This is a genomic window from Sulfurifustis variabilis (assembly GCF_002355415.1).
GTDB classification, from domain to species: Bacteria; Pseudomonadota; Gammaproteobacteria; order Acidiferrobacterales; family Sulfurifustaceae; genus Sulfurifustis; species Sulfurifustis variabilis.
This window is the reverse complement of sequence record NZ_AP014936.1, coordinates 2,601,225-2,618,756: the sequence shown is the minus strand read 5'-3', so window position 1 is coordinate 2,618,756 and position 17,532 is coordinate 2,601,225. Positions and strand designations below refer to the sequence as shown.

At 70.3% G+C, this 17,532-nt stretch carries 17 protein-coding genes and 2 pseudogenes; 4 read left to right on the top strand and 15 right to left on the bottom strand.

The features are described 5' to 3' along the window. Nucleotides 1-35 precede the first annotated feature (35 nt). On the top strand, nucleotides 36-1,016 hold the full coding sequence (locus tag SVA_RS12615) for a LysR family transcriptional regulator (protein ID WP_169924080.1): 981 nt from the start codon (nucleotides 36-38) through the stop codon (nucleotides 1,014-1,016). Here the strand turns inward: SVA_RS12615 and SVA_RS12610 are convergent. The 13 genes and pseudogenes from SVA_RS12610 to SVA_RS12550 form a co-directional block, all read right to left on the bottom strand. Then, nucleotides 908-1,405, bottom strand: coding sequence for a DUF2269 family protein (locus SVA_RS12610; RefSeq protein WP_169924079.1), 498 nt, complete (start codon nucleotides 1,403-1,405; stop codon nucleotides 908-910). The two genes, SVA_RS12615 and SVA_RS12610, sit on opposite strands and share 109 nt — an antisense overlap. Beyond that, a complete protein-coding gene (locus SVA_RS12605; RefSeq protein WP_096461557.1) occupies nucleotides 1,399-2,505 on the bottom strand; it encodes a saccharopine dehydrogenase family protein in 1,107 nt (368 codons plus the stop codon). Before SVA_RS12605 ends, SVA_RS12610 begins: the two co-directional genes overlap by 7 nt. Before the next feature lie 36 nt (nucleotides 2,506-2,541). Continuing rightward, nucleotides 2,542-2,955, bottom strand: coding sequence for a thiol-disulfide oxidoreductase DCC family protein (locus tag SVA_RS12600; RefSeq protein ID WP_169924078.1), 414 nt, complete (start codon nucleotides 2,953-2,955; stop codon nucleotides 2,542-2,544). Further along, nucleotides 2,943-3,446 (bottom strand): DUF4166 domain-containing protein, encoded by a 504-nt coding sequence (locus tag SVA_RS12595; RefSeq protein WP_096461556.1) that lies wholly within the window; start codon nucleotides 3,444-3,446, stop codon nucleotides 2,943-2,945. The genes SVA_RS12600 and SVA_RS12595 overlap by 13 nt, the downstream gene beginning before the upstream one ends. Before the next feature lie 6 nt (nucleotides 3,447-3,452). Further along, nucleotides 3,453-4,337, bottom strand: a complete 885-nt coding sequence (locus SVA_RS12590; protein ID WP_096461555.1) for a pseudouridine synthase — start codon at nucleotides 4,335-4,337, stop codon at nucleotides 3,453-3,455. Nucleotides 4,338-4,426: 89 nt separating this feature from the next. Next, a complete protein-coding gene (locus SVA_RS12585) occupies nucleotides 4,427-4,651 on the bottom strand; it encodes a hypothetical protein (protein ID WP_096461554.1) in 225 nt (74 codons plus the stop codon). A gap of 186 nt (nucleotides 4,652-4,837) precedes the next feature. Then, nucleotides 4,838-5,623: a methyltransferase domain-containing protein gene (locus SVA_RS12580; RefSeq protein ID WP_096461553.1), complete on the bottom strand. Its 786-nt coding sequence runs from the start codon at nucleotides 5,621-5,623 to the stop codon at nucleotides 4,838-4,840. 54 nt (nucleotides 5,624-5,677) lie between these two features. Then, complete coding sequence (locus tag SVA_RS12575) at nucleotides 5,678-5,941, bottom strand: hypothetical protein (protein ID WP_096461552.1); 264 nt, start codon at nucleotides 5,939-5,941, stop codon at nucleotides 5,678-5,680. Nucleotides 5,942-6,585: 644 nt separating this feature from the next. Then, nucleotides 6,586-7,359 (bottom strand): annotated as a pseudogene (locus tag SVA_RS20440) (methyltransferase domain-containing protein); the annotation flags it as partial. Nucleotides 7,360-7,448: 89 nt separating this feature from the next. After that, nucleotides 7,449-7,688, bottom strand: a complete 240-nt coding sequence (locus tag SVA_RS12565; RefSeq protein ID WP_096461550.1) for an anti-sigma factor family protein — start codon at nucleotides 7,686-7,688, stop codon at nucleotides 7,449-7,451. Further along, a complete protein-coding gene (locus SVA_RS12560; RefSeq protein WP_096461549.1) occupies nucleotides 7,681-8,358 on the bottom strand; it encodes a sigma-70 family RNA polymerase sigma factor in 678 nt (225 codons plus the stop codon). The genes SVA_RS12565 and SVA_RS12560 overlap by 8 nt, the downstream gene beginning before the upstream one ends. Before the next feature lie 104 nt (nucleotides 8,359-8,462). Continuing rightward, nucleotides 8,463-8,933, bottom strand: a complete 471-nt coding sequence (locus SVA_RS12555; protein WP_096461548.1) for a cupin domain-containing protein — start codon at nucleotides 8,931-8,933, stop codon at nucleotides 8,463-8,465. Nucleotides 8,934-8,980: 47 nt separating this feature from the next. Then, nucleotides 8,981-9,352 carry a DsrE family protein gene (locus tag SVA_RS12550; RefSeq protein ID WP_096461547.1) on the bottom strand — a complete coding sequence of 124 codons (372 nt, stop codon included), beginning with the start codon at nucleotides 9,350-9,352 and terminating at the stop codon, nucleotides 8,981-8,983. Nucleotides 9,353-9,645: 293 nt separating this feature from the next. On the opposite strand from SVA_RS12550, the gene SVA_RS12545 reads away from it, so the two are divergent. Then, the gene (locus SVA_RS12545) at nucleotides 9,646-11,340 is read left to right on the top strand and encodes an ATP-binding response regulator (RefSeq protein ID WP_197703188.1); all 1,695 of its coding nucleotides are present in this window, start codon (nucleotides 9,646-9,648) and stop codon (nucleotides 11,338-11,340) included. A 60-nt stretch (nucleotides 11,341-11,400) separates the two neighbouring features. Here SVA_RS12545 and SVA_RS12540 read toward each other — a convergent pair. Continuing rightward, nucleotides 11,401-11,854, bottom strand: a pseudogene (locus tag SVA_RS12540) (beta-class carbonic anhydrase). Nucleotides 11,855-12,132: 278 nt separating this feature from the next. Here SVA_RS12540 and acnA point away from each other — a divergent pair. Together acnA and SVA_RS12530 are read left to right on the top strand one after the other, a co-directional pair. Then, complete coding sequence (acnA, locus tag SVA_RS12535; RefSeq protein ID WP_096461545.1) at nucleotides 12,133-15,057, top strand: aconitate hydratase AcnA; 2,925 nt, start codon at nucleotides 12,133-12,135, stop codon at nucleotides 15,055-15,057. Between the two features lie 146 nt (nucleotides 15,058-15,203). Then, a complete protein-coding gene (locus tag SVA_RS12530) occupies nucleotides 15,204-16,346 on the top strand; it encodes an AI-2E family transporter (protein ID WP_169924077.1) in 1,143 nt (380 codons plus the stop codon). Between the two features lie 76 nt (nucleotides 16,347-16,422). On the opposite strand, the gene SVA_RS12525 is transcribed toward SVA_RS12530, so the two are convergent. Further along, nucleotides 16,423-17,475, bottom strand: a complete 1,053-nt coding sequence (locus SVA_RS12525) for a DUF2382 domain-containing protein (protein WP_096461543.1) — start codon at nucleotides 17,473-17,475, stop codon at nucleotides 16,423-16,425. Between the last annotated feature and the right edge of the window lie 57 nt (nucleotides 17,476-17,532).

The window sequence follows — 17,532 nt, the reverse complement described above, 5'->3', positions numbered from 1 at the left end:
GGATAGTTGTCGGGATGTTTGATAAACAAACCATTATGAAAACCCAGCACCTCAAGGCCTTCGTCGCCATCGTGAAGTACGGGGGCGTGATCAAGGCGGCCGGGCAGCTGCACCTGACCCAGCCGGCGCTCTCGGCCAGTCTCAAGGCGCTCGAGCGCGATCTCGGCTGCACCCTGTTCGACCGCTCGCGCGGAAACCGGCGCGTCCGGCTCACGGCGAACGGCCAGCGCTTCTACGCGCGCGCGCTCACCATCCTCCGGGAATGCGAGGTCGCGCGCAGCGAGCTGCGCGGCGAGGCGCCTCCGAAGCCGCGGCTGCGTCTGGGCGTGCTCGAGACGCTGCCGCGCGCATGGACGCGGTCGCTGCTGGCCGGCGTGCGCGCGGGCGACGTCGCGGTCGAGATATGGGAGGGCTCGGCGGAACGGCTGACCGGCTGGCTCGAGCAGGAGCGCATCGACGCCGCCGTCACCGTCGTCGGCGAAAAGGGCGTCGATGCGCGCGTGCTCTGGCGAGAGCCGTTCGTGGCCGTCGTGCCTCCGGGCCACGCGCTCGCCGCGCGCGCGCGGCGGACGCTCACGATCCGGGAGCTGGCGGCCGAACCCTTCGTGTTTCGTTCGCGCTGCGAGCTGAGCCCGGTCGGCGAGGCGCAGCTGCGGGCGGCCGGAACCACGCTCCGGACGGTGGTGAGGGCGGCCCGGGAGGAGGTCGCCTTCGACGCGGTCGAGCGGGGCTACGGCCTCACGTTCGCGCCGCGTTCCATCGTCCCCGCGCGGCTGGTGGCGGTGAACGTCAGCGGCTTCTCGCTCTCGCGCACGATCGGCCTCCATTGGCGGGCGGGCCTCGACCGCGCGCTGGTCGAGCGGCTCTATCGGGCGGCCGCGCGCGCGAAAAAGGCGACGGCGCACGATCAGGCGGCGGTGACGGGGAGCGCCTTGGTGACCATGAGGAAGAACAGGACCACGACGCCGGCGAACGCGGGCACGCCGAGGAGGAACCACCAGAGGAAACGACGGTGAAAGTGCTGGCCCAGCTCCTTGATGGTGGCCGCGCGATCGGCCTCCCGACTCATGAGGATCTGGATGGCGACGACCGGCAGCCACAGCAGGCCGACCGCGGCGAACATGCCGAGCGAAGCCAGCGACCACGGGCTGTGCCAGGCCCAGGCGCGCAGCTCCAGCAGGACGAAACCGCTCAGCGCCTGAAACACGACCGCCGGAAGCGTGAACAGGAGATCGGCGATCACGGTCAACGACAGCACCAGCCTCAGGCCCTCGATCCGGCCGGTTCGCATCGTGCGCCGGTAACCGAACCACGCGAAGAAGGCGATGCCGAGGCCGGTTCCGAAAAGCACCGAGGCGCTGACGACGTGCGCCGTCTTCCAGAGGTAGTACGAATCGGCTAGCACGCGCGCTCCTCGATCGTCGCTGCGATGTCCCAGCGCGAGAACTCGGCGGCGAAATCGTCGAGCGTGAGCAGGCCCATGCACGGCGTCGCGCCGCGCGCCTGCAGCTCCCCGCGCGCGAGCTTGCGCGAAAGGAGAATGGCCGCCATGGCGGGGATCTCCGGCCCGTGGTTGCTTCCCGCGGTGAGGTGCCATTCGACGCGGACGCATCCGCCGTCGCCCGCGCGCACGCCGCGAACGCCGACGAGCATGCCGCCGCGTTCGCCGCCGAATCGGTCGAGCAACCGGGCAAAGCGCTCCAGCGAGGCGGCGCGGGCCTCCAGCGGGAGCGGGACGCCGAAGCGGCGCAGTTGTGCCGCGCCGGCCAGGAAGAAGTGCTGCGCGCTCAGCTCGAGCGCGGCGCGGAATTCCACGGTTCGCACGCCGGGATAGCGCGCGGGCAGCAGCTCGAGGTCCGGCACGTCGCACGCCGCCGCCCAGCGATGTCCCAGGCCGCAGAATCGCAGGCGGCGCAGCGCCTGCCAGCCGTGGGCCGTCTGCCAGGAGCCGTCTTTCCACCATTTGAACGGCCGGCCCGCGTAGCTCAGGACGGCGCGGACCGTGGCCACGCCTCGCGGCGCGCGCTGCCCCGGGGCGATGGCGATCTGTATCTCCTCGATCGAGGCGAACCGACCCCGCAGCGCGTCGAGGACGGCGGAGGAGAGCCCGGGAACCGTGCTCGCCCCGCTGACGGCCAGTCGTCCGGCCGCGTCGGCGGCCGGGCCCAGCGCTTCGGAAAAGCCGGCGACGAAGGAACGGGCGTCGGCGAGGTCGATGTAGTGCGCTCCCGCGGCGAGCGCCGCGGTCGCGACGCGATAGTCCTGCGCCTGGAACGGACCGGCGCAGTGAACGACGAGGTCGGGCGAGAGCGCGCGCAGGCGCGCGGCCCACTCCGGGTCGGCCAGGTCGAGGCGCGCCGCGCCGATGTCGGCGCCGAAGCGCGCGTCGTGCCGCCCTTTCTCCGGGTCCCGGCTCGCGGCGATCACCTCGATGCCGTCCCGCGCGAGCCCGCGGCAAACGCGTGCGCCGAAGTTGCCGAACCCGCCTAGGACGACGCAGCGCATGGGCTCTCCTTTGTCGGTCTCGATTCCAGGCGACCTTCAGCGGATGAAGCGCCGCGCGTTCGCCGGGGCAGGCGCCACGCAGGTCGCGCGTCGACCGAACCACCGGTAGCGGTGGCGCGCGATCCAACGGTATGCCCGGTCGCGCAGCGCGAGCGGAACGGCCGAGAGCGTTCCGGCGACCGCCTTCCACCCTGCGCCCAGGCGCGCGAGCACCCGCAGGATGGCCGTGCTGTCCGTGTACGGGACGCCCTCGTCGAGCAGCAGCAGCGAGGCCGGGGCGTCGGGGTCGAGCCCGTGCTCCTGCAGCAGCCGTCTCCCCGCGGCGGTCTGCATGGCGGCGAACACGAATCGCCCGTCGGCGTCGCGCTCGAGCACGAAGCGCACCCATCCGTTGCACAGGATGCAGACGCCGTCGAATACGATGATCGAGCGCGGGTTCATGCGAGCCATCCGGCGTAGTGGACCAGAAGCCCGACGCCGCGAATCTCCACTCTCACGTCGAAATGATAGCGTCCGTTCACGTCGCGCTCGGACACGTCGAGATCGAACCATCGGCGGGGCAGCGTGACGCCGAGCGCACGGACCTCGACCAGCTTCCAGCGCACCCCGCCTTCCTCGATGTGCAGGCGGAACGCCAGGCGTGCGAGGCCGAGCGACTCGCGCAGGAGACCGTCGCGCGCCGCCAGGCGGGATTGCATCCGGTGGGAGCCGAAACCGCGGCGCCACACTTCGTTCTTTCCGTCCGATTCGATGGCGACGTCGAGAACCGTGATCCCGGCGGGAGGCAGCGCCGCGGCGAAGCCGAGCAGCCGCGAGACGAGCCGGTCACCGCGCCGGACGCGACACTCCCCGCGATGGCGGAAGGAGCCGGGCGAGCGATGCAGGGCCCGTATCGAGTCGGGCAGCGTTTCGAACGCAGGGCCGAGCAGGAGCGCGTACATCGCTCCTTAAAGTAGCCGGCGGCTTTCGAACTGTCTCGCTGCTTGTGTTAAGGGATCGATAAACGCGATCGATATCGCGAGCAGTTTCAGCGGCTTCGAGTGGTCGTCGCCCCGATCGGGCAGCAGCCGCGGGTAAAGTCGATCGTTCAGAACGGGAATGCCGAGCGCGGCCATGTGCACGCGGAGCTGGTGCTTGCGTCCGGTGACCGGCGCGAGCCGGTAGAGCGCGAGGCTCCCGCGCACCTCCAGCACCTCCATGCGCGTCTCCGTGTTCGGTTCTCCGTCCGTCTCGCGCATGCGGAAGAACGGCTCGCCTTCGACCAGCCGGCTGCGACGGACGATCGGGAACGCGAGCTCCGGCCGCCAGGCGGCGAGCGCGTGGTACGTCTTGCGCACCTCGCGCCGCTCGAAGAGCGCGTGGTAGGCGGCGCGGGTCTCCGGCCGGGTGGAAAACAGAACGAGCCCCGCGGTCTCCCGATCGATGCGGTGGACCGGCGCGAGGAAATCGAGCCCGAGCTTGCGTTTCAGGCGGGCGAGGAGCGTCTCGCGCAGGAAGCGCCCGGCCGGGACGACGGGCAGGAAATGCGGTTTGTCGACGACGAGGAGATGCTCGTCGCGGTAGAGGACCGCCTCCTCGAACGGAATGGCCGGCTCCGCCTCGACCTCGCGGTAGTAATAGAGCCGGATACCGCCGCGGTACGGCGCGTCGGGAGGCAGGCGGGTGCCCTGATCGTCGACGACGTCGCCCTTCGCCATGCGCGCGGTCCACGTCCCCGCCCCGATCCCCGGAAAGCGCTCGACCAGGAATTCGAGCACCGTCGTCCACGGACCTTCGGGAAGCCAGACCGAGCTCGGCCCGACGCCGTCCCGCCCGGTTCGCCGTGCGCTCATGGCGGGCACGCGCCCGTGAAAGGGAGTCGTCGCACCGCGCCATTGTGTCGCATCGGCGTCGGGCCGCAAACGCCCGCGCCGCCTGGTCGCTACGGGAAGGCCGGTGGCGCCTGCATCACCAGGTATTCGGCCGCCGGGTTGAAGGCACAGACGAAGCGCCCGCGCTTACGGCCGGCCATCTTTTCGAACGCGGCGTAGTTCCGGCTGAGCAGATGTTCGAAAACGGCTCGGGCGTTCTGTACCGAGGCGGGGTCGGTCGGGTTCCCGACGAGGCGACGGGTCAGGCCGTCGTGCGTCAGGAGCAGGCTCCCCATGGCGAATGCACCTCCGGGCGCGGTCGTGACCAGCAGGCGACTCTAGCCGCTGCGCGGCGCCCGGCTTTGATCCGGATCAGAAGGAGGACCGGCGCGCGCCATGGTCCGACGGACGCACACTGCCCGAGCCGGTGCGATCGTCCGGGCCGATCCTGCGATACGCGCCCCGCCCCGGAATTCCGCCCGCTACGCCCGGACCGCGACCAGCGACACGCTGCGCACCCCGTAGGCGGCGCAGGCCTTCTGCGCCGAAGCGGTGAGAAAGCGGTACTGCGGGTTCTCGCGCGTGCGCACGAGGCGCAAGCCCGCCGCCCGGATCGCGTCGAAGTAGTCGTCCTGCTGCATCGCACCGCCGATGCAGGCCGCCCAGAGCGTCGCGTTGCACGTGACGCCCTCGGGCAGGTTTTTATCGGTGATGATGTCGGAGATCGCGAGCCTCCCGCCGTTGCGCAGCACGCGCGCCGCGTCGCGGAAGACCTGCGCCTTGTCGGCCGACAGGTTGATCACGCCGTTGCTGATCACCGCATCGAAGGTACCGTCGTCGAACGGCAGGTTCTCGATGTAGCTCTTGTGGTAGCGCACCTGCGTGAAGCCCGCGCGGTCGCGCAGGCGTTCGGCCTTGGCGCGCTGCGCGTCGGTCATGTCGACGCCGTGCACGCGGCCTTCGGCGCCGACCTCGAGCGCCGCGACGAAGGTGTCCATGCCGCTGCCGCTGCCGAGGTCGAGGACGCGCGCCCCGCGCTCGAGGCCGGCGAGGTCGATGTGATACCCGACGCCGGCGAACGAGTCGATCGCCTCCCGCGGAATGCGATCGAGGTCGCGCGGCTCGTAGCCCAGCCGCTCGGCGAGCCCGCGTCCCATCTCGAAGTGGAATTCGCCGGTCGGCTCCTCGGCGACCTTCTGGTACATCTCCTTGACCTTGCTTTCGAGCTCGCGGCGGTCGACGGCACGGCCGGCCAATACGGTGCTCATGGTGTCTCTCCTCGCGGTGGTTTGAAGGCTGCGAGGAGAGGACGCGCGAGCGGGCTAAAGGGTTCCCGGACGGGCCCGCGCGGGTTCGGCGGCGCGGGGTGCACCCGACGCCACCGCGTTCAGGTCGCGCATCAGGGCGTCGAGCGGGGTGTTGTGGATGCGGGCGGCCCATCTGATTCTCATGACGCGGGAGAGCAGCGGGAAGATGCCCCTGCGGATGTCCGGGCAGCCGTAGCGCTGAAACACCTCGTATACCTTCGGTTCGTACCGATACGCCGACCACATGGTCATGTCGGGGGTGATGGGGGTTTGGGCCATGCTCAGGTTCTCCGGTGATCTTCTTCTTTGCACGTTTGCGGATCGGCACAGGCGATCTCCATCGCTTCGGCCTTTCCGACGAACACGTCGACGGATTTGTACATCGCGTAAAGCACCGCGGCCGCCGCCAGCGCGATGACCGCCCCGCGGGCGAGCGGGTGCGACGCGGCAAACCCATGCCGCTCCCGCTCGGCCTCCCGCACCATCTCGTCCAGGCAGCTGACCGGGTCGCGGGCCTTCACGAAAGCCCAGACGCTGGCTGCCCCGAGCCCGGCGAGCCCGACGTAGGCGCCGTACCATACGGCGGGCACCAGCTCGGTGACCGACAGCCAGAACGAGGCGATCGCGAGGACACCGCTCGCGAGAGCCAGGCGGAACGGCCCCACGTGTCCGCCGGTGCGACCGCTGCCGTGCAGCAGCCAGGTGCTCAGCGCCACGAAGACCACGAAGAGCGGGAACATGTAGGCGTGACGCGCCAAGGCGCCCGCGCCGGCGGCGGACAGCATCGAGAGCAGCGCGGGCATGCCCGCGCAGATCCCGGCGGCGAGCCAGGCCCCCGCGATCCCGGCCCCTTCCTGCGCGAGGCGCAGGCCCCGGCGTCTCCAGCCCGTGCCGAGGGCGGGCAGGCGAGACCGGGCCGACCTCCGGCGCGCGCGCAGCACGATCGACTGCGCGCCGAACAGGGCGGCGACCTTGCGGGTTTCCGGGCTGTTGCTGGCGGCGAAGTAATCGAGCTCGTCCAGGATCTCCACGTCGCCGAAGCGCGCCGCCCGCAGCATCTCGAGGTAGCGACCCTTCTCCACGGCACCGACCACGCACTCGGCCCAGAGGTCCGGGTCCTGCCGGTACTTGAACGACACCGGTTTGCCGAGCGCGATGTCGGCGATGGCAAGTCGTCCGCCGGGTTTCAGCACGCGGTGGATCTCCTCGATGGCGCGCGCCTTGTCGGGCACCAGATTGAGCACGCCGTTGGTCGTGGCCACGTCGACCGAGGCGTCCGGCAGCGGAATCGCCTCGGCGTTGCCGGCGACCACCTCGATGTTCGCGCCCGCGCGCCGGGCGATGTCGGCGAGCTTCGCGCGCATCGGCTCCGTTATATCGAGCGCGTATACCTTCCCGCGCGGACCCGCCCGGCGGCTCGCAATCAGCGCATCCGTGCCCGAGCCGCTGCCGACGTCGAGCACGATGTCGCCTTCGCGGATCGCGTCCGCCTGGAACGGATAGCCCACGCCCGCGAACGAGGCGATCGCGTCGCCTGGCAGGGCATCGAGCTCCGCGTCCGGGTACCCGAGCAGGCGCGCGGCGGCGCGCCCGGTCGGAAAGTGGAACCGGCGTTCGGGATGCCGCGCGACCGCGGTGTACATCTGCTGCACCGCGCGCTCGATGGCCTCCTTCTTGAAGCTCGCGATCGCGACCATGGCTCATTCCCCGAGTGATGACGATTTTTCTTTTCATGCCTGACGTTGCATCGATGGCGCGCGCAGGCGCACCTCGATTCGGCATTTCTTCAATAGTTGCCGATTACCTTGCGGATGCGCGCCCGCAGATCGGCCGAAACCGTTGCCCGCCGCGTCTCGCGCAGGCGTTCCTTCAGCCGCCGCTCGAACTCCGCGCGCGAGAAGCAGGCCCGGCAGACGCGCAGATGCTGCTCGATCGCCCGATGCGCGTGACCCTCGAGCTCGCGATCGAGGTAGGCGTAGATCTGCCGCAACGCCTCCTCGCAAGTGATCGGCGTCGGTTTAGCCATGGGACCCCCGCGGAGCGGTTAGTGTTGAAGACGATGTGGCGGAGCCGGGTTCCGGCGGGGCCGCGTCGTCATCGGGATGCGGCGCGACGATCCCGGCGGCGACCGCCTGCTCCCAAAGCGCCTTTTGCAGGAGCGCCCGGCCGCGCGCGAGCCGCGAGCGCACGGTGCCGACGGGCACCGAGAGCATGTTCGCGATCTCGCCGTACGTGAACTCCTCGAGATCGTGCAACACCACGACCGCCCGGTAGGCCTCCGGGAGCGCGTCGATCGCCTGCTCGATCTGCGAGCCGAGCACGTTGTTCAGAAAATCCTGCTCGGGAGCGCTCCACCACAGGAGAAACGGCTGATGCAGCCGCTCGAACAGCGAAAAGGGCCTGGCCCCCTCGCCGTCGTCGGCCGGCTCCGGCTGCTCGTCGAGCGCGACCGGCGTCGCCCGACGACAATCGGAGAAAAAGGTGTTGGTCAGGATGCGGAAGATCCACGCGCGAAAGCACTGCCGGTCCTGCAGCGTCCCGAAATGACTCCAGGCTTTCGCGACGGTGTCGGCGACCAGGTCCTCGGCGTCGGCGGGATTGCGCGTGAGGCGAAGCGCGGAGCCGTAGAGTCCCTCGAGCAGCGCGGAGAGCTCGCGCTCGAAGTATTCGCGGTCTTCGGCTGCAAACGACGACACGCCTGCTCCTTCGCCCCCCGGGAAGCCCTAGCGTGCTCGGACGCGAACCGGGTCGGGCGCACGAGGCGCCCGCCCGATCCGTTTCCGGCCCAGTCTACGCCCATTCACGGCTTGCGCGGATCGTCGGCCGCGTCGAGGTACTCGATCCCCCACGGACCGACGCCGTGCACCTGGATCACCGTCTCGCCCTCGGTCCAGGCGTACATGGAATGTCCGGCGGGAAAGACGGCGAGGCTTCCGGGGGTAAGCGCCTTCGCCTTCGTCCGGTCCGGCTTGTCGCCCGGCCCCATGTAGAGCGTCCCGGAGATCACCGTGACGTGCTCGATCGCCGGGTGCGTGTGCGGTGCGATACGGTAGCTCGCCGGAAGCTTGAGCCGGAAGGTGAAGGGTGCCGGACTCTTGAGGTCGCCCGAGATCACGGCCATCTGCGCGCCGGGGGACATCGACGGCGGCCCGGCGGTCCATTTCACCTCGGCCGGGGCGACGAGCACCGGGCCGGTTTCGGACGCGACCGCCAGCCCGTTACCGAGCGCGGCGGCGATGAGCGGGACGATCGGCAGGAGTGCGTGTTTCATGGTTCCTCCTTGAATCAACGAAGCGGAGCACCAGGTCGCGAGGCCGCTCAGAACGACAGGCTCTGCCGGCCCTCCATCTCGGCGAGGAGGGCTTGCGCCCCCATCCAGGTCGCGTTCGCCGACAGGTCGGCGTCGGTCAGACCGTGGCTCTTGCCGCACGGCGGACAGACACCGATGCGCCCCCCATTCGAGCGGTAGTTTTCGAGCAGCTCGCCGAAGGACGGGAAGCTGGGCGGTTTCACCGCTGCAACCGCTTCGTTCCTGACGAGCTCGACGCCGTCGTGCGTGAGCCAGACGAGCACGTCGGCGCCCGCGGCCAGCGCGTTGTTGGCGAGAACCAGCGGAGCCGCCGTGCGATCGGGCTCCCGGTCGAACGAGGTGATGACGAAAAGGTATCGGTTTCCGTTCGTGGTGGACATGAGCGTTCTCCCGGTGGGTGGGTGGTGGGTCGATCCCGCGCAGGCGGGTCACCCAAGGACGCGCGACCGGCTGGAAAGGTTCCAGATCGTCGACGGGAAGCGGGCAGCTCGTCGCTCGGTCTTTCGCCGGCGATCAGGCGCGCTTATCGCTGCTTGCGCGCCGTGCGGCAAATTGCCGCGCAGGCGGGTGAAACGGGAGGCGGGACTCCATAATAGAGGTGCGCCGGTCGAACTACTGCGGAATGCGGGACTCGAACGCAATGCCGCCGATCACGACGCAACGGCGAGGGATCATGATGCAAGCCGCTTCGAAAACGGATCGGGAAGGGCCCGCGCGGGACCGGTACACCCGGGGAATGGAGCACCTGCTGCACGTCGTGCAGGCGCTGTCCCTCGCGCGCAGCCTCGAGGCCGTGCAGGCCATCGTGCGCCATGCGGCCCGCGAGCTGACCGGCGCCGACGGCGCGACCTTCGTGCTGCGCGAGAACGGGCTGTGCTACTACGCCGACGAGGAGGCGATCGAGCCCTTGTGGAAAGGGCAGCGCTTTCCGATGGAAGCCTGCATCAGCGGCTGGGCGATGATCCATCGCCGGGCGGCCATGATCGAGGACATCTACGCCGATCCGCGCATCCCTCACGACGCCTACCGCCCGACCTTCGTGAAGAGCCTCGCGATGGTGCCGATCCGGACGCTCGATCCCATCGGCGCGATCGGCGTGTACTGGGCAAGGGTCCACCGGACCACCGAGGAAGAGCTCCGGCTGATCCAGGCGCTCGCGGACACGGTCGCGGTCGCGATGGAGAACGTGGCGATGCAGCGCGAGCTCGAGCAGCGCGTGCGCGACCGGACGGCGGAGGCGGTGGCGGCCAGGGCGGAGGCGGAGCGGGCGAACCGGGCGAAGACGCGGTTTCTCGCGGCGGCGAGCCACGACCTGCGCCAGCCGCTGCAGGCGATCGGGACCTGGAACGCGCTGCTGGCGCGATCGCTGCCGGCGTCCCAGCAGGGGATCGCGGAGCGCATCCAGCAGTCGGTCGGCGTGTTCCGCAACATCCTCGACGCGTTGCTCGACATCAGCCGGCTCGACGGCGGCGCGATCAAGCCGGACGTGAAGGAGTTCCGGATCGGCCGCCTGCTCGAGCGCGTCGCGGGGGCGTGCGAACGCGAGGCGAGCGAGAAGGGGCTCGATCTGCGCGTCGCGCCGTCGACCGCGGTCGTGCGGAGCGACCCCGCGCTCCTCGAGCGCATCGTGCAGAACTTCCTCACCAACGCCATCCGGTACACGGCCGAGGGGCACGTGCTCGTCGGCTGCCGTCGCGCCGGCGGGAACCTGCGGATCGAGGTCTGGGACACCGGCACGGGCATTCCCGAGGACAAGCGCAGGGCGATCTTCGAGGAGTACTACCAGATCGAGCACGGCGAGTCGGTGAAGGGCATGGGTCTGGGCCTGTCGATCACCGAACGCATCGCGCGGCTGCTGGAGCACGAGCTGCGGGTGCGGTCGGTGCCGGGCAGGGGATCGGTGTTCGCGGTCACGGTCCCGCGCCCGGCGACGCGGGCCCAAGCCGAGCCGGAGCGCGTGCGCGCGATTCGTCCCGCGGCGGCGCTCAAAGGGCGCCTCCTGCTCGTCGAGGACAACGAGGCGATCCGCGGCTCGCTGGCGATGCTGCTCGGCGAGTACGGGTACGACGTCGGCGCCGTCGCCGCGCCGGCGGAAGCGGTGGAGCGGGTCCGGAGCGCCCCGCCGGACGCGATCGTCTCGGACTACCGCATCGCGCGCGACACCAACGGCATCGAGCTCGCGCAGGCGCTGCGGCGGGAATCCGGCCGGGAGATCCCCGCGGTGCTGCTGACGGGCGACATCGGCCTCACCCAGCTTCCGGCCGGGGCGCGCGCGATGCGGTTGCTGCACAAGCCGATCGATGCGGAGGCGCTCGTCATGGCGATCGAGCAGCTCCTGCGGCCCGAGGACCGGAGCCGCAGCGCCTGACGACGGCCGTCCGCCGTGCCCGGCAGGGCGCCTGTCCGCGCGCGCGGCGGCGCTCCTCCGTCAGGCGATCGATCCCATCGGACCCGGGTACGACACCTCTTCGAGCAGACCGGTGTCCACGTCGTAGACGAATCCGCGCACGCTCATCGCGTCCGGCCCCTCGGTCGGGACCCAGGGGTGGCTGAGAATGGCCGACATCCGTGAAGGCGAGCATGCCGCAGCGCGTGTGGTGGATGAGGACGATTTCGTTCGTGTCGAGCAGGTGATGCGAAATGACGAGGCAGCGGATCACGTCCTCGCTCACGACGCCGCCGGCGTTCCGGATAATGTGGGCGTCGCCGGTCTGCAGGCCGAGCAGATCCTCGACGTCGAGCCGGGCGTCCATGCAGGCCACCACCGCCAGGCGCCGCGCGGGTCGTATCGGCTTCGGTCCCGGAAAAGCGGCGTTGTGCAGCGCGGTCTTGCCGGCGTATTTCCGGTTGTTCCGGATGTACTCGTCGATGGACGTTGCCATGTTTCCCTCCTTGTCGTCGTGCGACGTGACGCCCCGCTCGTCGAAGCGGCGCGATCCAATATACGCCGAGGGCGGTTCCCGTCGAATGCGTCCCGCGCCGCGCGGCGGGAGTGGCTTCACAATGTGAGAGGGAAACGGGGCACTGGCCGGCGCGGCCCGGGAGGGAGGTTCCCGGCAACATGCGAACCCCGTTCGCCGCCGATCCGCACGACCCCCCGGAGGGTGATAATCTCCCATGCCAGCCGGGTCACATCGGGCCATTAGACGCGGGGTCTGGAATGGAAACAGCAAACGCCGACAGCTTCGGGGCGTGCGCCCGCATCCGGGTCGGTCACGCCGGATACACCGTCTTTCGTCTCGACGCGCTCGAGCGCCAGGGCTTCGACGTCCAGCGGCTGCCTTACTCGCTGCGGATCCTGCTCGAGAATCTGCTGCGCAAGGAGGACGGCCTCAACGTCACGCGCGAGGACATCGAGGCGCTCGCGCGCTGGGAGCCCGCCGCCGCGCCGGCGCACGAGATCGCGTTCTCTCCCGCGCGCGTGCTGCTCCAGGACTTCACCGGAGTGCCGGCGATCGTCGATCTCGCCGCCATGCGCGACGCGATGGCCGCGCTCGGCGGCGATCCCTCCCGGGTCAACCCGATCCAGCCGGTGGAGCTCGTGGTCGACCATTCGGTGCAGGTCGACGCCTTCGGCTCGGCGGCGGCGTTCGGCATCAACGAGGAGCTCGACTACGCCCGCAACCGCGAGCGCTATGCGTTCCTCAAGTGGGGGCAGCAGGCGTTCGCCAACTTCAAGGTGGTGCCGCCCAACACGGGCATCGTCCACCAGGTGAACCTCGAGTACCTCGCGCGCGTCGTGTTCAGCGAGGACGAGCTGGTGCGCGCGGCGGGCGACGGCCCGCCGATGGCGTATCCGGACACGCTCGTCGGCACCGATTCGCACACGCCCATGGTCAACGGCCTCGGCGTGCTCGGTTGGGGCGTCGGCGGCATCGAGGCGGAGGCGGCGATGCTCGGACAGCCGATCTCCATGCTCATCCCGCAGGTCATCGGCGTCCGGCTGACGGGCGAGCTCGCGCCCGGCGCGACGGCGACGGACCTGGTGCTGACCGTCACCGAGATGCTGCGCAGGAAGGGCGTGGTGGGGAAGTTCGTCGAGTTCTACGGCCCGGGCCTCGGCGGCCTGTCGCTCGCCGACCGGGCGACGATCGGGAACATGTCGCCCGAGTACGGTGCGACCTGCGCGATCTTCCCGGTGGATCGGGTGACGCTCGACTACCTGCGGCTCACCGGACGCCCGGCGAGCCGGATCGCGCTCGTCGAGGCGTACATGAAGGAGCAGGGGCTGTTCCACGGCGCCGATTCGCCCGAACCCACGTACACCGACACCCTCGCGCTCGATCTCGGGAGCATCGAGCCGAGCATCGCCGGACCCGGGCGCCCGCAGGATCGCGTGCCCCTCCCGCACGCGAAGACGGACTTCCGGCGCTCGCTGCCGCAGCTCCTGCCTCCTTCGGCCGCCCGCTCGCAGAAGCAGCCGGCGACCGGGCAGGGCGCGGGCGGCGCCGGCATCTGGGGAGAGGGCGAGTCGCCCGAGCTGCCGCCGGCGATCGAGTGCGAGCTCGAAGGCGAGGTCCATCGGCTCACGCACGGAGCCGTCGTCATCGCCGCGATCACGAGCTGCACCAACACGTCGAACCCCGCCGTCATGCTGGCCGCCGGGCTGCTCGCCCGGAACGCCGTCGAGCGGGGCCTGAAGCGCAAGCCGTGGGTGAAGACCTCGCTCGCGCCGGGTTCGAAGGTCGTGCGCGACTACTACGAGCGGACCGGTCTCACGCCCTACCTCGAGGCGCTCGGCTTCAACCTCGTGGGCTACGGCTGCACGACCTGCATCGGCAACTCGGGACCGCTGCCGCCTCCCGTGTCCGACGCGATCCGGCGCGGGGGCCTCGTGGTCGCGTCGGTGCTGTCCGGGAACCGCAACTTCGAGGGCCGCATCCATTCCGAAGTGCGCGCGAATTACCTGATGTCGCCTCCACTCGTGGTCGCGTTCGCGCTCGCCGGCCGCATCGACATCGATCTGCTGAACGAACCGCTCGGCACCGGCAAGGACGGCCGCCCGGTATACCTGCGCGACATCTGGCCGGCGTCCGGACAGATCGACGAGGCGATACGCGGCTCGGTGACCGCCGAGACGTTCGCGCGCAACTACCAGGACGTGTACAAGGGCGACCAACGCTGGCAGGCGCTCACGGCACCGGGCGGCGACCGCTTCCGCTGGGACGAGGCGTCGACGTACGTGCGCCAGCCGCCTTACTTCCAGGACATGACCCGGGAGCCGCCGCCGCCCGCCGGCGCGATCCGCGGCGCGCGGGCGATCGCGTTCCTCAGCGACAGCGTCACCACCGACCACATCTCGCCCGCCGGCAGCATCCGGAAGGACTCGCCGGCGGGCCGCTACCTGACCGGGCACGGCGTGGAGGTGAAGGACTTCAACTCCTACGGTTCGCGCCGCGGCAATCACGAGGTCATGGTGCGCGGCACCTTCGCGAATCCGCGGATCCGCAACCGGCTGGCCGGGGGCCGGGAGGGCGGGGTGACCACGCACTGGCCGAGCGGCGAGGTCGCGACGATCTACGACGCGGCCATGCGCTATCGCGACGAGGGCACGCCGCTGCTGGTGCTCGCCGGCAAGGAATACGGCTCGGGATCCAGCCGCGACTGGGCCGCGAAGGGACCGCAGCTCCAGGGCGTCCGCGCGGTCGTCGCCGAGAGCTACGAGCGCATCCACCGCTCGAACCTCGTCGGCATGGGCGTCCTGCCGCTGCAGTTCAAACCCGGGGAATCGGCCGCGACGCTCGGCCTGAGCGGAGACGAGATCTACGACATCGAGGGCATCGGCGACGTGCTCGCGGGCACCGGGGCGCGCGACCTGCAGGTACGCGCGCGCCGGCCCGGCGGCGGGGAGGTCGCGTTCCGCGCGGACGTGCGGATCGACACGCCGCAGGAGGTTCTGTACTACCGTCACGGCGGCATCCTTCCTTATGTCCTGCGCGGTCTGTTGACCGGTGTCGAGCGCGCCCCGGCGCCGGGAGGGCCGCGGCCGCCGGGCGAGCCGCGGGCGGGCGGCGAGGCGCCGAAGGACATCGTGGACGAAGGCTCGATCGAATCGTTTCCCGCGAGCGACCCGCCCGCCTACTGAACGGGAGTCTTCCGCGCGCCGCAGGCCAGCGGACGCTGCGCAGAAGGGATTGACGGTTCGCAGCCCCTTTTTATCATGCCGGGCGCGGTAGGCGGATGGCGCGACCGCGGACCACAACGACGAACACCGAAGAAAGGAGCGTGGCCTTGGAACCGGATGCGACCCGCCCGCCGACTCCCGGCGAGGCTTTCTACGCGCGCACGTTCGCGCTGATCACGCTGCTGCTCCTCGGCTTCCTGCTGTACCAGATCCTGTTGCCTTTCTTCGGGCCGCTCGCGTGGGCGCTCTTCATCGCGTTCCTGCTTCGTCCCGTGCACGCGTGGCTGACCGGCAAGCTGCGGGGCAGGGCGAGCCTCTCCGCGGCCCTGCTCACGTTCGCGGTGCTCCTCCTGCTGATCGGGCCGCTGGCGGGCCTGAGCGCGGCGTTCGCGGCGCAGGTCGCCGTTCTGCTCCAGTACGCGCAGGAGCTCGCCGCGGGACGCACGGCCGAGGACTTCGCCAACCTCGCTTCGGTGCCCGTGCTCGGAACCGCGCTCGCGTGGTTCCAGGACACCTTCGGCGTCTCGCTGGCGCAGATCCAGGGCTGGGCGGTCGAGGCGGCGCGCACGGTGCTCCAGTTCCTCGCGACGCTGGGCGGGCGGATCTTCATCGGCGCCCTGGGCACGGCGATCGGCTTCGTGCTCATGATGTTCCTGCTCTTCTTCATGATCCGCGACGGGCAGCAGATGGTCGCGACGTTGCGCGAGCTGGTGCCGATGACCGCGGGCCATCGCGCGCGCCTGTTCGACCATCTCGCGGCGGTCATCCGCGCGGTGTTCTACGGTACGGGGGTCACGGCGCTGATCCAGGGCGCGCTCATCGGGATCGGCTTCGCGATCCTGGGCCTCCCGGCGCCGATCGTGTTCGGGGTGCTCGCCGCGCTCTTCGCCCTCGTCCCGCTCGCCGGAACGCCGTTCGTCTGGGTGCCGGCCGTCATCGTCCTCATCGCGCAGCAGCGCTGGTGGGCGGCGATCTTCCTGCTCGTGTGGGGAATCCTCGTCGCCACCATGGACAACGTCCTGCGCCCCGTGCTCGTCTCGAGCCGCGCGAAGGTCGGCACGCTCACCGTCTTCATCGGGGTGCTGGGCGGCGTGTCCGCCTTTGGCGCGATCGGGCTGTTCGTGGGTCCGCTGGTCCTGGCGCTCGTGATCGCCCTGATCCGTTTCACGCTCGAGCTCCGGCACGCGGAGGCCGCCGAAGCGGGCGCGGCCGCGCTCCCTGCCGAAGAGGCGCGGGCCGGACGCCGGTAGGCGTTCCTGGCGGCTCCGCGCGAGCAAAAAGCGCGGGGCGCTCCGCCCCGCGCTTCCATCGCCGCTTGCGGGTGGTTCAGTGCCGGTGGGCCCGCTCCCAACCGGAGCGGACCGCGTCCTTGAAGCGGTCCCAGGGGCCCTGGCCGCGCGCGTCCCAGTCGCGCTGCACCTTCGATTCGATCTCCGGCCAGCTGGAGGTGCTGTAGCGGGGATCGTTGCCGAGGTGGTAGCCGTACTGGTATCCCGGCAGCACCTGCTCGTAACTCAGGCCCGAGCGGGAGTACTTCGCCTGCCAGTCGCTCTGGAACTCCGATTCGTAGCGGGCGAACTCGCGCTCCTCCTCGGGGCTGAGCGATTCCACCCGGACGTCGGTTCCGCGCACGGTGTCGCGCACGGTCTCCTTGCGCTCGCGCGGTTCCTTGCGGACGCGGACTTCCTCCTTGACGCGGGCCCGCTTCTCGACCACCGGCTCCTCGGTCTGCTCGCGGACCTCGTAGGTGTTTTCCTTGAACAGCTCGTCCTCCGAAGCCGCGCTCACCGGCCGGTCGACCGGGCGACGTTCCACCTGCACCTTCTCGTCGCGCAGGGTGACGTCCTCCTCGACGGGGCGCTCGACGGTGCGCGTGTAGATGCGCACGCCGCCGCGGCTCGCGGGCCGCTTGCCGACGCGAAGCTCCTCTTCGGCGACCGGGATCCGGCGTTCCTCTTCGCCGCCCGCGGCGGCGCCGCGGGTCGCCGGCGTCGCCCGGCCCGCCTCGGTTCGCAGGCCGGTCTCGGGTGCCCCCGTCCGCCGCTCGTCCACGTCGACGGCGCCGTGCTCGTCCAGGATTTCGGCCACGCGATCCGCCTGGGCGTCGTCGGCGTGGACGACGACGAGCGCGTCACCCGGGCTCATGCCCTGGATGCCTTCGCCGATGTCGCGCTCTTCGGACATGCCGAAGAACCGGCGCACGCTGCCCCAGAAGCCTTCGTCCTCCTCGCGCGATGAGGCCCCGCCGTACTGCGAGAGCAGCTCCTCGCTCATGCGCACGTCGATGTGCTCGCGCACGATGCCGGCCGACTCGAGATCCCGCACGGCCGTCTGCGCATTCTCCCGGTTATCGAATAATCCCATCACCGTCTTTGCCATTGCGTCCTCCTGTCTGTGGTCTCTGGCTGTCCATGCTTGAACGGTTGCTCGCTGTGG

What these genes read in the sequence shown, in the direction of transcription:
- SVA_RS12600 (WP_169924078.1), bottom strand. Translation starts at nt 2,955, where the DNA reads ATGGCTCGCATGAACCCGCGCTCGATCATCGTATTCGACGGCGTCTGC.
- SVA_RS12545 (WP_197703188.1), top strand. Translation starts at nt 9,646, where the DNA reads ATGATGCAAGCCGCTTCGAAAACGGATCGGGAAGGGCCCGCGCGGGAC.
- acnA (WP_096461545.1), top strand. Translation starts at nt 12,133, where the DNA reads ATGGAAACAGCAAACGCCGACAGCTTCGGGGCGTGCGCCCGCATCCGG.
- SVA_RS12580 (WP_096461553.1), bottom strand. Translation starts at nt 5,623, where the DNA reads ATGAGCACCGTATTGGCCGGCCGTGCCGTCGACCGCCGCGAGCTCGAA.
- SVA_RS12595 (WP_096461556.1), bottom strand. Translation starts at nt 3,446, where the DNA reads ATGTACGCGCTCCTGCTCGGCCCTGCGTTCGAAACGCTGCCCGACTCG.
- SVA_RS12565 (WP_096461550.1), bottom strand. Translation starts at nt 7,688, where the DNA reads ATGGCTAAACCGACGCCGATCACTTGCGAGGAGGCGTTGCGGCAGATC.
- SVA_RS12550 (WP_096461547.1), bottom strand. Translation starts at nt 9,352, where the DNA reads ATGTCCACCACGAACGGAAACCGATACCTTTTCGTCATCACCTCGTTC.
- SVA_RS12585 (WP_096461554.1), bottom strand. Translation starts at nt 4,651, where the DNA reads ATGGGGAGCCTGCTCCTGACGCACGACGGCCTGACCCGTCGCCTCGTC.
- SVA_RS12615 (WP_169924080.1), top strand. Translation starts at nt 36, where the DNA reads ATGAAAACCCAGCACCTCAAGGCCTTCGTCGCCATCGTGAAGTACGGG.
- SVA_RS12575 (WP_096461552.1), bottom strand. Translation starts at nt 5,941, where the DNA reads ATGGCCCAAACCCCCATCACCCCCGACATGACCATGTGGTCGGCGTAT.
- SVA_RS12525 (WP_096461543.1), bottom strand. Translation starts at nt 17,475, where the DNA reads ATGGCAAAGACGGTGATGGGATTATTCGATAACCGGGAGAATGCGCAG.
- SVA_RS12605 (WP_096461557.1), bottom strand. Translation starts at nt 2,505, where the DNA reads ATGCGCTGCGTCGTCCTAGGCGGGTTCGGCAACTTCGGCGCACGCGTT.
- SVA_RS12555 (WP_096461548.1), bottom strand. Translation starts at nt 8,933, where the DNA reads ATGAAACACGCACTCCTGCCGATCGTCCCGCTCATCGCCGCCGCGCTC.
- SVA_RS12590 (WP_096461555.1), bottom strand. Translation starts at nt 4,337, where the DNA reads ATGAGCGCACGGCGAACCGGGCGGGACGGCGTCGGGCCGAGCTCGGTC.